At 42.2% G+C, this 16,076-nt stretch carries 17 protein-coding genes; 14 read left to right on the forward strand and 3 right to left on the reverse strand.

Features of this window, described 5'->3' with window-relative positions; genetic code table 11:
* Positions 1 to 20 precede the first annotated feature (20 nt).
* The 8 genes from pstC (at position 21) to A5878_RS06885 (ending at position 6,932) form a co-directional block, all read left to right on the forward strand.
* Positions 21 to 941 (forward strand): phosphate ABC transporter permease subunit PstC, encoded by a 921-nt coding sequence (gene pstC / locus A5878_RS06850; protein ID WP_005225781.1) that lies wholly within the window; start codon positions 21 to 23, stop codon positions 939 to 941.
* A complete protein-coding gene (gene pstA / locus A5878_RS06855) occupies positions 941 to 1,825 on the forward strand; it encodes a phosphate ABC transporter permease PstA (protein WP_005225782.1) in 885 nt (294 codons plus the stop codon). Before pstC ends, pstA begins: the two co-directional genes overlap by 1 nt.
* A gap of 13 nt (positions 1,826 to 1,838) precedes the next feature.
* Positions 1,839 to 2,645, forward strand: coding sequence for a phosphate ABC transporter ATP-binding protein PstB (gene pstB / locus A5878_RS06860; protein ID WP_005225783.1), 807 nt, complete (start codon positions 1,839 to 1,841; stop codon positions 2,643 to 2,645).
* A gap of 31 nt (positions 2,646 to 2,676) precedes the next feature.
* Complete coding sequence (pstB, locus tag A5878_RS06865; protein ID WP_005225784.1) at positions 2,677 to 3,435, forward strand: phosphate ABC transporter ATP-binding protein PstB; 759 nt, start codon at positions 2,677 to 2,679, stop codon at positions 3,433 to 3,435.
* Positions 3,436 to 3,446: 11 nt separating this feature from the next.
* The gene (gene phoU / locus A5878_RS06870) at positions 3,447 to 4,124 is read left to right on the forward strand and encodes a phosphate signaling complex protein PhoU (RefSeq protein WP_010748004.1); all 678 of its coding nucleotides are present in this window, start codon (positions 3,447 to 3,449) and stop codon (positions 4,122 to 4,124) included.
* 528 nt (positions 4,125 to 4,652) lie between these two features.
* Positions 4,653 to 6,215, forward strand: a complete 1,563-nt coding sequence (gene liaX, locus A5878_RS06875) for a daptomycin-sensing surface protein LiaX (RefSeq protein WP_010748005.1) — start codon at positions 4,653 to 4,655, stop codon at positions 6,213 to 6,215.
* A gap of 49 nt (positions 6,216 to 6,264) precedes the next feature.
* Positions 6,265 to 6,573, forward strand: coding sequence for a PspC domain-containing protein (locus tag A5878_RS06880; protein WP_005225787.1), 309 nt, complete (start codon positions 6,265 to 6,267; stop codon positions 6,571 to 6,573).
* Complete coding sequence (locus tag A5878_RS06885; protein ID WP_005225788.1) at positions 6,573 to 6,932, forward strand: phage holin family protein; 360 nt, start codon at positions 6,573 to 6,575, stop codon at positions 6,930 to 6,932. Before A5878_RS06880 ends, A5878_RS06885 begins: the two co-directional genes overlap by 1 nt.
* A 62-nt stretch (positions 6,933 to 6,994) precedes the next feature.
* On the opposite strand, the gene A5878_RS06890 is transcribed toward A5878_RS06885, so the two are convergent.
* The gene (locus A5878_RS06890) at positions 6,995 to 8,695 is read right to left on the reverse strand and encodes a M3 family oligoendopeptidase (protein WP_086295090.1); all 1,701 of its coding nucleotides are present in this window, start codon (positions 8,693 to 8,695) and stop codon (positions 6,995 to 6,997) included.
* Positions 8,696 to 8,852: 157 nt separating this feature from the next.
* Between A5878_RS06890 and hprK the strand changes: the two genes are divergently transcribed.
* The 6 genes from hprK to A5878_RS06920 all read left to right on the forward strand — a co-directional run bounded on the left by hprK (position 8,853) and on the right by A5878_RS06920 (position 13,953).
* On the forward strand, positions 8,853 to 9,788 hold the full coding sequence (gene hprK / locus A5878_RS06895; protein WP_005235388.1) for an HPr(Ser) kinase/phosphatase: 936 nt from the start codon (positions 8,853 to 8,855) through the stop codon (positions 9,786 to 9,788).
* A gap of 14 nt (positions 9,789 to 9,802) precedes the next feature.
* On the forward strand, positions 9,803 to 10,633 hold the full coding sequence (lgt, locus tag A5878_RS06900) for a prolipoprotein diacylglyceryl transferase (RefSeq protein WP_010748008.1): 831 nt from the start codon (positions 9,803 to 9,805) through the stop codon (positions 10,631 to 10,633).
* A gap of 75 nt (positions 10,634 to 10,708) precedes the next feature.
* Positions 10,709 to 11,737 carry an NAD(P)H-dependent glycerol-3-phosphate dehydrogenase gene (locus A5878_RS06905; protein ID WP_086295092.1) on the forward strand — a complete coding sequence of 343 codons (1,029 nt, stop codon included), beginning with the start codon at positions 10,709 to 10,711 and terminating at the stop codon, positions 11,735 to 11,737.
* A gap of 17 nt (positions 11,738 to 11,754) precedes the next feature.
* Positions 11,755 to 12,672 carry a UTP--glucose-1-phosphate uridylyltransferase GalU gene (gene galU, locus A5878_RS06910; RefSeq protein ID WP_005225793.1) on the forward strand — a complete coding sequence of 306 codons (918 nt, stop codon included), beginning with the start codon at positions 11,755 to 11,757 and terminating at the stop codon, positions 12,670 to 12,672.
* A gap of 160 nt (positions 12,673 to 12,832) precedes the next feature.
* A complete protein-coding gene (locus tag A5878_RS06915) occupies positions 12,833 to 13,258 on the forward strand; it encodes a DUF948 domain-containing protein (RefSeq protein ID WP_005235398.1) in 426 nt (141 codons plus the stop codon).
* 14 nt (positions 13,259 to 13,272) lie between these two features.
* Positions 13,273 to 13,953, forward strand: a complete 681-nt coding sequence (locus tag A5878_RS06920) for a YtxH domain-containing protein (RefSeq protein ID WP_086295094.1) — start codon at positions 13,273 to 13,275, stop codon at positions 13,951 to 13,953.
* 83 nt (positions 13,954 to 14,036) lie between these two features.
* Here the strand turns inward: A5878_RS06920 and A5878_RS06925 are convergent, their stop codons facing one another.
* Together A5878_RS06925 and A5878_RS06930 are read right to left on the reverse strand one after the other, a co-directional pair.
* The gene (locus A5878_RS06925; protein WP_086295096.1) at positions 14,037 to 14,915 is read right to left on the reverse strand and encodes an NAD-dependent epimerase/dehydratase family protein; all 879 of its coding nucleotides are present in this window, start codon (positions 14,913 to 14,915) and stop codon (positions 14,037 to 14,039) included.
* Positions 14,916 to 14,969: 54 nt separating this feature from the next.
* On the reverse strand, positions 14,970 to 16,070 hold the full coding sequence (locus A5878_RS06930) for a Xaa-Pro peptidase family protein (RefSeq protein ID WP_086295098.1): 1,101 nt from the start codon (positions 16,068 to 16,070) through the stop codon (positions 14,970 to 14,972).
* Between the last annotated feature and the right edge of the window lie 6 nt (positions 16,071 to 16,076).

Consider the following 16,076-nt stretch of genomic DNA (forward strand, 5'->3'; position numbering starts at 1 on the left):
ATTTTTGAGGAGGAACCCTCGTGGAAAATGTAAAAGAAGTGTTAACAAAAAAATCCAAGCGCGCAAGAATGGAACAAAGAGGAAAGCTGGTTAGCTTTCTGTGTATTGCGCTGATTGTATTGGTTGTGATCTCCATTTTTTATTTCGTTGCTAGCCGTGGATTAGCGACATTCTTTGTAGACAAAGTCAATGTTTTCGACTTTTTGTTTGGTACGCAATGGAATCCAAGTGCTGTTGGTCCTGATGGCCAACCATTAGTAGGTGCTTTACCGATGATCCTTGGTTCGTTCTTCGTAACCTTCCTATCAGCGATCGTCGCAACACCATTTGCGATCGGTGCAGCAGTCTTTATGGTGGAGATCTCCCCTCGTAACGGAGAGAAGATTTTGCAGCCCGTTATCGAACTATTAGTCGGTATTCCTTCTGTAGTTTATGGTTTTATCGGTTTGTCTGTCATTGTACCTGCAGTCCGTTCGGTTTTTGGCGGTACAGGGTTTGGGATCTTGGCGGGGACCTTTGTCCTATTTATCATGATTTTGCCGACAGTGACTACGATGACTGTCGATGCGTTACGGGCAGTCCCTCGGCACTACCGTGAGGCATCCTTAGCTTTAGGTGCAACACGCTGGCAAACGATCTATAAAGTTGTTTTACGAGCAGCTGTCCCTGGGATTTTAACGGCAGTTGTTTTCGGAATGGCTCGCGCATTTGGGGAAGCATTGGCGATCCAAATGGTTATCGGTAATGCGGCATTGATGCCGACGAGCTTAGTGACACCTGCATCAACATTGACATCGATCTTAACCATGGGTATTGGGAATACGATCATGGGAACAGTCCAAAACAACGTTCTATGGTCATTAGCCTTGATTCTCTTATTGATGTCCTTACTATTTAACATTGTCATTCGCTTTATTGGGAAGAAAGGAGCATTGAAATAATGAATGCAAAACGTTCAGATAAAATTGCTACCGGCGTCTTGTATGCTGTTGCTGGAGTCATTGTTTTGATTTTGGCTTCCTTACTATTGTACATTTTGGTACGTGGTATTCCCCATATCAATTGGGAGTTTCTGACTTCTTCTTCAAAAGCATATCAAGAAGGTGGCGGGATCGGCATCCAATTGTTCAATTCCCTATACTTGCTTTTAGTGACAATGATCATTAGTTTTCCGATTTCTTTAGGAGCGGGAATCTACTTATCAGAATATGCGAAGAAAAACTGGTTGACGGATATCATTCGGACATCGATCGAAATCTTGAGTTCACTGCCTTCTGTGGTTGTCGGTCTTTTTGGTTTCTTGGTCTTTGTTATCCAGTTTGGTTATGGCTTTTCGATCATTTCAGGTGCCTTGGCATTGACTTTCTTCAATTTGCCACTATTGACTAGAAATGTGGAAGAATCTCTACAAGCGATTCATTATACGCAGCGTGAAGCGGGCTTGTCGTTAGGCTTATCCCGTTGGGAAACTGTCACACGCATCATTGTTCCAGAAGCAACACCAGGGATTTTGACTGGGGTCATTCTAAGTTCTGGTCGGATTTTTGGTGAAGCGGCAGCGCTGATCTACACTGCAGGACAAAGTGCACCGGCCCTTGATTTTACAAACTGGAATCCATTGAGTGTTTCCAGCCCGATCGGTCTTTTCCGACAAGCGGAGACGCTGGCAGTCCATATTTGGAAAATCAATACAGAAGGTACGATGCCTGATGGCGCTCAAGTTTCAGCCGGGGCTTCCGCGGTATTGATCATTGCCGTCTTGCTATTTAACTTTGGCGCCCGTGCAGCTGGCAAACGGTTGTACAAGAAAATGACGTCAGCATAAGGAGAATGACAGTATGAACGATTACAATTGGGACGATCGAAATATCATTACCTTCGATAAACCAGAAGATGTGGCGCTTTATACCACTGACTTGCATGTATGGTATGGATCAAATGAAGCCATCAAAGGCATTGATCTACAATTTGAAAAAAATAAAATCACCGCATTGATCGGACCTTCCGGTTGCGGTAAATCAACGTATCTGCGTTCTTTGAATCGAATGAATGATGGGATCGCAAACACGAGAGTCACAGGAAACATCATGTATAAAGGAGTCGACGTCAATACAAAAGAAGTCGATGTCTTCGAAATGCGCAAGCGGATCGGCATGGTTTTCCAACGACCAAACCCTTTCAGTAAATCGATCTATGACAATATCGCCTTTGCTTTGCGACGTCATGGAGAAAGAAACAAAAAGAAATTGGATGAAGCAGTCGAAACCAGCTTGAAACAAGCCGCACTTTGGGATCAAGTAAAGGACAGCTTAGACAAAAGTGCTTTGGCATTGTCCGGTGGACAGCAGCAACGTCTGTGTATCGCTCGAGCAATTGCGATGAAACCAGATATTTTGCTTCTAGATGAACCAGCTAGTGCCCTTGATCCAATCTCAACAGGGACAGTGGAAGAAACTCTTATCAACTTGAAAAACGACTATTCAATCATCATCGTGACCCATAATATGCAGCAAGCTGCTCGGATCAGCGATTATACTGCCTTTTTCTACTTAGGAAATGCGATCGAGTACGATGAGACCCGTAAGATATTTACTCGTCCAAAAATTAAAGCAACAGAAGATTACGTATCCGGTCATTTTGGCTGAGCCGATTCGATCAGTAAACGGAGGCAAAACAATGGCAGAAGAAATTATTACATCGAAAGATCTGCATTTATACTATGGAAAAAAAGAAGCATTGAAAGGAATCGACCTTTCCATCAAAAAAGGCGAGATCACGGCAATGATCGGACCTTCAGGTTGTGGGAAATCGACCTACTTGCGTTCTCTTAATCGAATGAATGATTTGATCCCTGGTGTGACAATTACAGGAAGTGTTGTCTATAAAGGGAAAGACATTTATAGTCCAAAGCAAGACATCGTTGATTTGCGCAAAGAAATCGGGATGGTTTTTCAACAACCGAATCCTTTTCCCTTTTCAATTTACGAAAATGTGATTTATGGGTTAAAATTAAAAGGAGTCACGGACAAGGAGATTCTTGATAAGACGGTAGAAGAAAGCCTGAAAGCAGCTTCTGTCTGGGAAGATGTCAAAGACAAACTTCACCAAAGTGCGCTTTCTTTATCAGGTGGACAACAGCAGCGGGTTTGTATCGCTCGGGTATTGGCTGTCGATCCAGAAATCATTTTGCTGGATGAACCAACCAGTGCGTTAGACCCCATTTCATCAGGGAAAATCGAGAATACCCTTCTAGCGCTGAAAGAACGCTACACGATGATCATCGTGACTCACAACATGTCACAAGCTTCAAGAATCTCAGATAAAACCGCGTTCTTTTTGGACGGCAACTTGATCGAGTTCAATGACACGAAAAAAGTGTTCCTAAGTCCAAGCAAAAAAGAAACAGAAGATTATATCTCAGGAAGATTTGGTTAGGAGGAAAAGGGATGTTGCGTACACAATTTGAAGAAGAGTTATTAAATTTACACAATCAATTTTATGAAATGGGGATGCTAGTCAGCAGTGCCATTCATAAATCTGTGCGAGCATATGTCAGACATGACAAAGAAATTGCGCAGGAAGTAATTGAAAATGATTTGGCGATCAACAATATGGAGGTTCGTTTAGAAAAAAAGAGCTTTGAGATGATTGCTTTGCAACAACCAGTAACGACCGATCTACGAATGATCATTACCGTTATGAAAGCCAGCTCTGACTTGGAGCGGATGGGGGACCATGCGGTATCCATCGCGAAGTCAACGATACGGGTCAAAGGCGAAACGCGGATCGCCGAAATCGAAAAAGAAATCTCAGATATGTCGGATTACGTCAAAAAAATGGTTGATAATGTTTTAGTGGCGTATGTAAAGACCGACCAAGAAGATGCCCGTATGATCGCTCAAATGGACGATCGGGTCAATGAATATTACAAAGACATTTATTACAAAACGATCGAGAGTATGAAAGAAAATCCAGAAACAGTTGTCAGTGGGACCGATTATTTATCCGTTGCTCAATACTTGGAACGAATCGGTGACTACGTAACGAATATTTGTGAATGGATCGTGTATCTTGCTACTGGGAAAATCAGTGAATTGAATACAAACCGTACGGAAATGATTTAAGAAACCAGCTTGGGTTCTTGATCACATATCTCTTTTAAAAGAGATGGGACGGACCGTCGAAAGAAGTTGTCCTTTAAGGAGTAACTTCTCTCGGCGGTCTTTTTGATTTGGAAGAATCGCTTCAATCGATGACGTGAACAGGATAGGCAAATTAGAAAATGGCTCCACCATAAAGATGGCCAATGGAAATCGATTCTATCGTCCCTGAAATTTACTAGTTGAGCCGTCTATGCTTTTCGTCGCCGACCTGCAGTGAAAGGAGCAATCACTCATTTACTCTAGCAGGCCTATTCCTTAAGAGTTCTACTAGCTGAAACTTTTGTTTCTATTGGTTTTTCGTGGTACTGTTAACAATAGGAAGATCGTTTTGAGCCTAGTGTAATGAAGAAAAAGTGTCGGTTTTGCTTGCCAATCTGCAGATTGAGAAAAACTTGGTACTTAAGACCTATGACACTTTTGCAAAAACAAGGCATAATAGGTTCGTAAGCTAAACTTGCAATCACACATTTGCTGAAGGAGGCAATTTCCATGAACGAAAGAGAACGTATATTGGATCTAGTAAAAAAAGGTGTGCTTTCTACAGAAGAAGCCTTGGATTTACTAGAAGGTATGGCAAAAGCCAAAGACGAAAAACAAATTAACAAAGCTGCTGCTGAGGTAACCGCGGATAAGAATGCGACAAGCCCATTTGATGATACTGAAAACGACGATGAGATGTTCACGTTTGACAGCGAAGAAAAACTTCGTCAAAACGAAGCGCAAGACAAAGAAAATCTTGAAAAGATTCTCGATGGTTTAGCAACGGAAGCCAACCAAGCATCTGCTGAGTTGGACGAAATCAATGCTGAAATTCTTGGCGTCAAAGAAGAATTAAAAGAAGCACAAGAAACACTGATGCAATTGAACACCAAAGAAGAGTTGGATCAATTGTCAGAAGATGAATTGGCTACGCGTCACGAAACAGAAGCGACCATTACTGCATTGGAAGAAACCTTAGATGGTTTATCTGAAGAAAAAGCAGAATTGGAAGCAAAATTAAAAAATATTCGCAAAGACCAATGGTCTCAAACAAAAGAAAAAATTTCTCAAAAATTAGATATTCCAGAGGATTGGAAAGAGCAAGCGACTGACACCTTTAACCAAGTAAGTGAAAAAATGGTCGATGCCAGCACACACTTCGGACACTTCTTGAAGAAAACAGTTCGGGCAGTGACAGAGTCAGTCAATGACAACATGGAATGGAAAGACATCAACTTGAAAGTTCCTGGTGTTGCAGCGACAAAATTTGAGCACACATTCAGCTATGATGAAACGGCAGCGACATTGATCGATGTGAAATTGGCAAACGGCAATGTTTCCTTCCAATTATGGGATGAACCAGGTGTCAAAGTAGATGCCAAAATCAAACTATATGGTAAAATGGATGCGGCGGAGCCTTTCGATGCTTTTGAAGCAAGAAGCCAAATCAATGTCGATGATGAACGCATCTCTTTCCAAATTCCCAACAAACGCATTCGTGCCGATCTCGTTTTCTACTTGCCAAAACGGACCTATGATCATGTGGCAGTGAAATTGTTGAACGGCAATGTTACATTCAATGAATTGGATGCGAAAGATGTCTATACAAAATCAACAAACGGCAATATCGATTTCCGCAAAGTAAACGCATCGATGTTAGAGATTGAAGGCGTGAATGGAACGATCACTGTTCAAGAGGGTGAGATTTTAGATGCCATTATCGAAACGGTGAACGGCGACGTTACGTTGACAGCAACGCCACAAAATACCGGCATTTCTTTAGTTAACGGCAATATCCGTGTGACCTACAAAGAAGAAACGGTCCAAAAATTAAACGCCAGCTCTGTAAATGGGAATGTCAAAGTAGCATTACCGACAGGAATCGGTTTTGAAGGGATCGCAAAAACAAGTTTAGGTAGCATCAACAATCGTTTAAGCGAGATGGAAGTTGTGCGTGAGAAAAAAGAACGCCTAAACCAACTATTGCAATTCCGTCGGGTTGCCGATAAAGTCGCTCAAATCGATCTATCCACAACAACAGGAAATGTCTTTATCAAAGATACAGACAAATAAGAATCGCTGGGTTTACACTCATTAAAGAAAAGAAGGAAGGTGTAGATAAATGAACAAAAAATTAACAAAATCAGCCAATAACGTTGTCATTACAGGTACTCTAGGGGGTCTGGCAGAATACTTGCGAATCGATCCAACCATCGTTCGCGTGATCTATGTCTTTCTATCTTTAGTGACTGCTGGGTTCCCTGGAATCACTTTATATATCATCATGGCGGTCTTGATTCCTTCAGGACGCAAGAGCACCTCAGGATATGGTCACGACAATCACTACTACAAACAAAACAAATACAATGAAGCAAATCGTCCCCGTAAAGAAGCGGAAAAGGTGGAGGATGAGGACTGGAGTGACTTCTAGTGTCTTATTTTCAACGGCTTATCATGAATACACTGACGTTTGTCACATTGGCGGTTCTATTACCAAATATGATCCACGTTCAAAGCATTATGACTGCAGTGATCGCCAGTTTCGTACTGTCGATCCTGAATGCTTTGATTAAACCAATTTTGATCGTCATTTCATTTCCATTGACTTTACTGACGCTTGGGTTTTTCACCTTTGTGATCAATGCGCTCATGCTGAATTTGACTTCATATTTTGTTGGGTCAGCCAACTTCGGCTTTTCCTCGTTTGGGGCTGCTTTATTAGTGGCACTGATCATGTCAGTGATCAATATGATCGTGACCGAACACCATATCGAAAAATATTCACGTTAAAAAGACGTTTCACGTTTTCTCCCACTAGCTATCAAGCTAGTGGAGAAACGGAAACGTCTTTTTTAGTTTAACTGTTCTTCTTTGATAGCAGCAAGGTACGTATCTACTGCCTGTAACGTCTCATCAAGCGCCCCTTTTTCAAAAGGTGAACGCAAATGAGCAAGAGACAGGATCTCAAGGAATGTTTTCGTGCCGCCGACTTCGCAGATGGCCAAATAATCTTGCCAAGCGGTTTCGTCTTTTGCCACGATGAATCGATACCAAAATTGGAACGCACACACTTGCGCCAATGTATAATCGATATAATAGAAAGGTGATTCAAAAATATGCCCTTGTCTAAACCAATACAAGCCACGATCAAGGTCTGGATATTCTGAATAATCCCGTTCTGGGCAATATTGGCGCTCTAATTCCCGCCAACGGGCTTTGCGCTGTGCTGGTGACCATTCGGGATGCTCATAAACATCTTGTTGGAAGTGATCCACTAAAACGCCATAAGGCAGAAATTGCAGGCTACTAGCAAGATGCGCAAATTTGTATTTTTCTGTTTCTTCTTCAAAAAAAGCATCCATCCATGGCCAGGCGATAAACTCCATCGACATTGAATGGATCTCGCAAGACTCATAATTGGGAAAGAGAATTTCCGGTTCTTTGATCCAACGAGAGCGAAAGGCTTGAAACGCGTGGCCAGCTTCGTGGGTCAAAACATCGACATCGCCAGAAGTGCCGTTAAAGTTGGCAAAGATAAATGGCGATTGATAGTCTTGGATAAACGTACAATAGCCGCCAGATTGTTTGCCTTTTTTGCTTAGTAGATCAAGTAGGTCATGCTCGACCATAAAATCAAAAAATTCGCCAGTTTCAGGGGATAGTTCCTGATACATCACACGGGCTTTTTCTACTAGTTCTTCAGGAGTTCCTTTAGGCTCTGCGTTACCACTAGGATAAACAAGCGGCAGGTCGGTAAAGGTTGCCTGAGTTAATTGATTACGCTGCGCCTGTCTTTGGTACAGTTTTTGGGTAATTGGGACGACTTTTTCTAAAATTTCCCGACGATAGGTCTCGATCATTGAACGATCATAGTCCCAACGATTCATTTGGGTATCCGCAAAGGCAACATAATTTTCAAAGCCGAGCTTGTGGGCGATCTCGGTACGAACCTTGACCATCTCGTCATAAATTTGATCAAAACGGTCTTCATTTTCCGTGAAGAAAGCCGTTTGTTTTTCAAACGCTTCTTTTCGAACACCGCGATCTTTGTTTTCGGTAAATGGTCGCAGTTGTGCGAGGGTATAGGTTTCTCCTTGGAAGTCGATTTGGGCAGAAGCGACCAATTTGCTGTAATCGGAAGCCAATTGGTTTTCTTTTTGAAATAATTCGATCAAGGCCTTATCAAAAAGCTTCACACGGCTTTCGGCAAATAAAAAAAGTGTTTCTGGATATTCGGCTTTTAATTCATCTAAGACAGGTGAAGCCAGGAGCGCTTGATAGAATTGAAAATCCAGAGCTTCAAAATGAGGCTGGTATTCATTCCAAAAGGTGTCTTCTGCTTCATAAAAGGCATCGTTGGTATCGATCGAATAGCGGATCGAAGCCAAGTTCATTGCGGTATCGATCGTTCCTCTTAGTTCGTTCAAAGCATCAAGGGCTTGCTTCGCCTCCGAGAAGGTATTGGCTGACTGAAGGTTTGCTAATGCTTTTTTGAATGTTTCTTGATAAACTGGAAAATCAGGGCGTTGATACTTGTATGCTGAAAATTTCATTAAAAATCCCTCCTTAGTAAAATAATAACACAAACGAAAAAGAATGAGGACTTCTATTGGCGAAGGTAGTAACTTTACTGATAGAATGATAAAATAGAACCAGAGTGTCGTTTACAAGAAGCAACGGCAAGAATCATTGAGAAAAGAGGTAAAACCTATGGCAGAAACCGTCAAAGTCAGCGAGCTGGCGGAGGCTTTAAATTTAGAGATAGTGGAAGGAACTGAAAACAGTTTAGAAAGAGAAATCATTACCGGCGATATTTCCCGACCTGGTTTGGAATTGACGGGTTATTTTAATTACTATTCCCATGATCGTCTGCAATTATTCGGCAGCAAAGAGATCACCTTTGCGGAACGAATGATGCCAGAAGAACGCTTGATGGTGATGCGCAAAATGTGTGCCGATGATACACCGGGATTTATTGTTTCTCGCGGCTTGGAAGTACCAGCAGAAATGATTCAAGCCTGCAAAGAACACGAGATTACGATTCTACGTTCGCCCATCTCAACGTCACGTCTGCAAGGAGAGCTTTCTAGTTTTCTCGATGGGCGTTTAGCAACAAGAACCAGTGTCCATGGAGTATTAGTGGATGTCTATGGTTTGGGCGTTTTGATCCAAGGCGATAGTGGAATTGGTAAAAGCGAAACAGCCTTAGAGTTGATCAAACGTGGGCATCGGTTGATCGCTGACGACCGTGTGGATGTGTATAAGCAAGATGAATTGACTTTGGTAGGGGAACCGCCGAAAATCTTGCAGCACTTGATCGAGATCCGCGGGATCGGGATCATCGATGTCATGAATCTTTTTGGTGCCAGTGCCGTACGCGGATATATGCAGGTTCAAGTAGCAGTGTATTTAGAAGCTTGGGCGAAAGACAAAAAGTATGACCGACTAGGAACCGATGATACGACGGTTGAAATTGGTGGCGTCGATGTACCACAAATCAAGATCCCCGTAAAAACTGGACGAAATGTTGCGATCATTATCGAAGTCGCTGCCATGAATTTCCGAGCGAAAACGATGGGCTACGATGCAACGAAGACCTTTGAAAATCGATTGACGCAATTGATCGAAGAAAATTCTGGAAACTAGAGAGGATAAGATAGATGTTAGGTTTAGTAAATCGAGTCGCATTTGAACTATTTGGTTTGCCGATTTATTGGTATGCGATCATTATCGTATCAGGCGTGATCATTGCTATGTGGTTAAGCACGAGAGAGGCGGTTCGTGTCGGGCTCAAGCCAGATGATGTGACTGATTTTATGTTGATTGGATTGCCAGTAGCGATCATTGGTGCGCGGCTTTATTATATTCTGTTTGACTTGCAATACTACATTGATGACCCAAGTCAAATTTTCAATATTCGCTCTGGTGGGATCGCGATCTACGGCGCACTGATCGCCGGGGGGATCTGGCTATACTTTTTCTGCCAACGAAATTTTATTTCTCCCTGGACCTTCTTAGACATCGCCGCACCAAGTGTCTTATTGGCACAAGGCATCGGGCGTTGGGGCAACTTTATGAACCATGAAGCATTTGGCGCTGAAGTCAGCCGCTCCTTCTTAGAAAGTTTGTATATACCGAAATTTATTATCGATAATATGTATATTGATGAAGCGTATCGGCAACCGACCTTTCTTTATGAATCGGTTTGGAACGTGATTGGATTTATCGTTTTGATCTTCTTGCGTAAGAAAACTGGGTTATTAAAAGAAGGCGAAGTCTTCTTGAGCTACTTGATTTGGTATGGATTCGGGCGCTTCTTTATTGAAGGAATGCGTACCGATAGTTTATACTTATTTGGTGGAATCCGTGTGTCACAGGCACTTTCCGCTTTATTGTTCTTCGGAGCGATCGCTTTAATGATCTGGCGCAGGAAAAAACAAGCGTTAAAGGATTACAACCGCAGCTTTGGTAAGAACCAAGCGATTATCTAAACAGTTATTTTATCGAAATTATGGTAAAATGATGAAGTGCATGAATTTGCGAAAAGGATAGAGGAGGTTTCCATAGTGAAACAGAAAATCGCCGTCTTAGGTCCCGGATCATGGGGGACTGCTTTGGCACAAGTCTTGTCTGAAAATGGACATGAAGTGACTATTTGGGGGAACAATCCCGCCCAAATCGATGAAATCAATACGTATCATACGAATCGGCATTATTTGCCAGATTTAAAATTACCTGAAAATATCTTAGGCTGTAAAGATTTAGAAGAGGCGATCCAAGATGCCGATGCCGTTTTGTTTGTCGTACCAACCAAAGCGATTCGTGCCGTGGCACAAGAATTCACTAAGAAAACAACTGGCAAGCCAGTCATTATCCATGCCTCAAAAGGGTTAGAACAAGGCAGTCATAAACGAATCTCAGAAGTACTTGCCGAAGAGATCCCAGCTGATAAACGGCAAGAAATCGTTGTCTTGTCAGGACCATCTCATGCGGAAGAAGTCGCTGTCCATGATATCACCACGATTACGGCAGCTTCAGAAAATGAAGCGGCTGCTAAGTATGTACAAGAGCTATTTATGAATGATTACTTTAGAATCTACACGAATAACGATGTGATCGGTGTCGAAACTGGCGCCGCTTTGAAAAACATCATCGCCATTGGTGCCGGTGCTATCGCAGGACTTGGCTTTGGGGATGATGCGAAGGCAGCGATCATGACCCGTGGGTTAGCAGAAATCAGTCGTCTTGGTGTGGCAATGGGTGCCAATCCTTTAACCTTTATCGGATTGAGTGGGGTTGGCGATTTGATCGTCACTTGTACCAGTGTCCATTCACGGAATTGGCGTGCAGGAAACCTATTAGGAAAAGGCCATAGCTTAGATGAAGTATTAGACAATATGGGGATGATCGTTGAAGGAGTTTCAACCACAAAAGCTGCCCGCGAATTAGCAGAAGCTTTGTCGGTGGAAATGCCAATCACAGAAACGATTTATTCGGTCTTGTATGAAGGCAAAGACATCAAGCAAGCAGCGAAAGATATTATGCTGCGAGACGGCAAAGAAGAAAACGAATTTTCGGTAGATCAATCATTATGATTAAAGGAGCGAGTCACATGAATGTTAAAAAAGCAGTTATCCCAGCAGCTGGTCTAGGTACCCGATTTTTACCAGCTACAAAGGCAATGGCAAAAGAAATGTTGCCGATCGTTGACAAACCAACGATCCAGTTTATCGTGGAAGAAGCTTTACAATCAGGGATCGAAGATATTTTGATCGTCACAGGGAAAGCAAAGCGTCCGATCGAAGACCATTTCGATGCCAATTTAGAATTAGAGATGAATCTAAAAGAAAAAGGCAAAACGGAGCTTTTGAAATTAGTGGAAGAAACAACTGACGTAAATCTTCACTTCATTCGCCAATCTCATCCGAAAGGATTAGGCCATGCCGTATTACAGGCTCGGGCATTTGTCGGAAATGAACCGTTCGTAGTTATGCTAGGTGATGACTTGATGGAAGATCAAGTACCGTTGACCAAACAGCTGATCGATAATTATGAAAAAACGCATGCATCAACGATCGCTGTCATGGATGTTCCTCATGAAGATACATCAAAATACGGGATCATTGATCCTGGTATGGAAGTTGAAAAAGGCTTGTTCAATGTCAAAAACTTTGTTGAAAAACCAGCGCCAGAAAATGCGCCAAGTGATTTAGCAATTATTGGCCGCTACTTGCTGACCCCTGAAATTTTTGATATTTTAGCCAATCAAGAACCAGGTGCTGGTGGCGAGATCCAATTGACGGATGCCATCGACACATTAAATAAAACCCAACGCGTGTTTGCTCATCAATTTACCGGCAAGCGTTACGATGTTGGAGACAAATTCGGTTTCTTAAAAACAAGTATCGAGTATGGTCTAGTGCACCCTGAAGTCAAAGACAGCTTGAAAGAGTATTTGATCGAGTTAGGAAAAGAACTAGCTCCGGCTCAAAAAGAAGTCAAAGAAGCACCGAAAGCGTCAAAAAAATAACAAAAACTCCTAAACAAGGCGATTTCTGATGAAATTGCTTTGTTTTTTTATTATTTCTCGTTGAAAGCGGATAATTTTCTTAAAAATGCAGTCTTTTATTTGTAGAAAGTGCAGTGAAATGCTATTCTTAATATAAGTAAATGGGGAAAGGAGCCATTCTATGTCAGGAGGAGAACTAGCTGCATTGATTGCTGCGATTGCATTTGTCGTATTGGTCATTTTCGTCGTTCGTTTGTTGATGCAAGTCAGCAAGACAATGACCAAAGTAGACAAAACGGTCGAAGAAGCAAACACAACCATCCGTGTCATTACCAAAGACGTTGATATTCTCTCAAAAGAGGTTGAAGGTCTATTGGTAAAAACGAATGAGCTTTTACAAGATGTGAACGGAAAAGTCGCAACCATCGATCCTTTGTTCACAGCAGTTGCAGATCTAAGTACCAGTGTTTCAGAACTAAATGTTTCTGGAAAAAATTTAATTACGCGCGTGGGTAGTCTTGGCCGGACCACTGCCAAAGCAACGGTAGCTGGAAAAGTCGGTCAAACAGCCATGAAATTTTTCAAAGACAAAAATAACCAAAAATAAAAGGAGGACTTTCAATGAGTAAAAAAGGCGGATTTTTATTAGGAGCAATCATCGGAGGAACAGCGGCAGCAGCAGCAGCACTTTTGTTGGCGCCAGAATCTGGTAAAACATTAAGAAATAAATTAGCAAAACAAGCAGACGATTTATTAGATAAAGCATCTGATTATGGTGATTTAGCCAAAGAAAGAAGTACGGATCTTGTCGATATCGCTAAAGATAAAGCGGCAAAACTAAGCGAGCAAGCATCTGACTTCACCGGTTCTTTAACAGCGAAAGTCGATGACTTAAAAGAAACAGCAGCTGGTTCATCAGAAGAAACCGTTGAAGAGTTAAAGAAACAAGCAGGTGATCTATCAGAACGCTTCAAAAAATCAGCGAACGAGGTCAAAGAATCAGCGAAAGATGCCAAAGTAGACGCTGATGACACGATGCAAGATATCATCATTGATGCAAAATCTTCTGCAGCGGATATGAAACAAACCGTCAAAGAAGGAGCACAAGAAGCAAAACCTGTAGTTGAAGAAGCCAAAAAAGACGGTCAAGCAGCCGCAGCTGATTTGAAAAAAGAAGCTGGAAAAGCAGCAGATGATGCCAAAAAAACAGCGAAAGCAGAAACAAAAGATGCCAAAGCTGACTTAGAAGATGCGAAAGAAGAATTAAAAGATACATTAGAAAAAAACAATCCTGAAGCATAAGTAAGGATACCAAAATTTGATTACTTCAAAAGATAAAAACGTTCGCCAGTTAAATCGGCGAACGTTTTTTGTGATTTTGGTAGTTATTCGTTTGATGCTTGGGTGATTTCCCAATCGCAAAGTTGATAGAGCCAATCCTGCAGGTGACTGAATGGAAAGCCAATTTCCTCAGCGAGACCAACATTGATCGAATAAGCAGGTGTACCATTATAAGGGCCTTGATCGCCTGTTTCTGAAAAGAGCGGGGAAAGACCGGTTTTTTTCGTTACGTATTGCAGCACTTCTTCTAAGGAAACTGTACCTTTTGACGCACCATTGATGGGGCCTGTGAACGAGCTAGTGCCTAGAAACGCTAAAAATTTACCAGCTTCTTGGGCATCCACAAAGCCCATTTGATGCGTTAGATTATCGACAGCCATTGGCTTTTGCTTTATCAGATGGTCAATGTAAAAGGTAAAACGTTTTGTGTAATCATCTGCACCGATCACATAAGGAAAGCGGACAAAAACGGACGGGATCTGACTGTATTTTTGGGTCAGGATCTCTTCCACGGTTCGCTTGCCTTGTGCATAATCGACCTCCTCAGAGCTGACCAGTCTGAAGGGTTCTTTAGCAGGGTCAAAATCCGCTTCAATCAAATCGAAGTGTAATTCATGATACGCAGACATTGAGCTAGTAACGATGTAGCGCTTGGGTGTGACATGACGCAGTAGAATCTCAATGTCGTTAGAAGTATAAGCAATATTGTCGTAAATGACCTCATAGGTTTCTTTTGTCAATGCCGTTTTGATACTTTCTTCGTCCGTACGATCGAAGATGATTCTGTTGACTTGATCGCCAAAGGAATCTTTCGTGTTCCCTCGGGTAGCGATCGTCACGTCCAATCCTTGATCAATTAGTGATTGGACCAAATATTTACCGAAAAAACGTGTGCCGCCTAAAACCAACACTTTTTTACTCATAAGAACACTCCTTTTCATGTAATGCCAACAAGTTGCGCCGTTTCATTAGGAAAATCAAGATAAGATCAATAATTCTTTTGCTGTTTTGGTAAAAGGTACACAGCCATCTGCTGTGACATACACACAGTCTTCAATGCGGACACCGACCTGATCTGGTAAATAAATGCCCGGTTCGATAGAGAAGCACATGCCTTCTTCGATCACTAAATCATTGCCAGTGATCAAAGAGGGGAACTCATGAACCGTGGTCCCGATGCCGTGACCTAGACGATGGTTGAAGTAGTCGCCGTAGCCATAGCCAGTAATCACATCACGAGCGATCTTGTCTAATTCTCCAGCGGTGATCCCAGGTTTGACCGCTGCTTGCGCTGCTAGTTCTGCTTCAAGAACGATGTCATAAATTTTTCTTTGTAATGCAGTCGGTTCTTTATAGGCAACCGTTCTGGTTGCATCACTGCAATATCCTTTCCAAACGACCCCTAGGTCAAACAAGACAAGTTCATTGGCAGTCACTTTGCGATCCCCAGGTACGCCATGAGGACTTGCTGCATTGGCACCAGCTAACACCGTTGTATCGAAGGACATATGGGAAACCCCACGCTTTTTCAACTCGTACTCAATTTCTGCCACGATTGCCATTTCGCTGACGCCTTCTTTGATGGCAGCAAACCCAATCTCAAAAGCAACATCTGCCCAGTTGCCAGCTTCTAGCAAGGTGTCGATCTCAGCAGCCGTTTTAGTTAACTGCATTTTTTGAATGATCGGAGTCACATCTAAAGAAAAATCGGTCTGTGGCAAAAACCGTTTCAATGCTTCATAGCGCTCGACGGAAAGGTCATTTTTTTCTAGTGCCAAGGAAGAAACTTGGTAACGAGAGGTCAATTCCTGACAGATTTTCGCCCAAGGGTCTTCGCTATCGAGATAACCGATAATGTCAAAAGGCCAGCCGCTATTTTTTGCTTCTTCTACTTCCAGAGCTGGTGTGAAAAGAAAGGGATCTTTTCCAGGTGCGACAAACAAAGCAAGGACCCGTTCATGAGGTTCACTTTTAAAACCTGAAAAATAAGCGATTGTTGCTGGATTAGAAATATAGGCAACATCTGCGCCATTGGTTTTCAACCAGCCATTTAACTCATTGATTTTTTTATCATTCATTTGAAA

The sequence above is a fragment of the Enterococcus sp. 3G6_DIV0642 genome, assembly GCF_002140635.1.
Taxonomy (GTDB): Bacteria; Bacillota; Bacilli; order Lactobacillales; family Enterococcaceae; genus Enterococcus_D; species Enterococcus_D casseliflavus.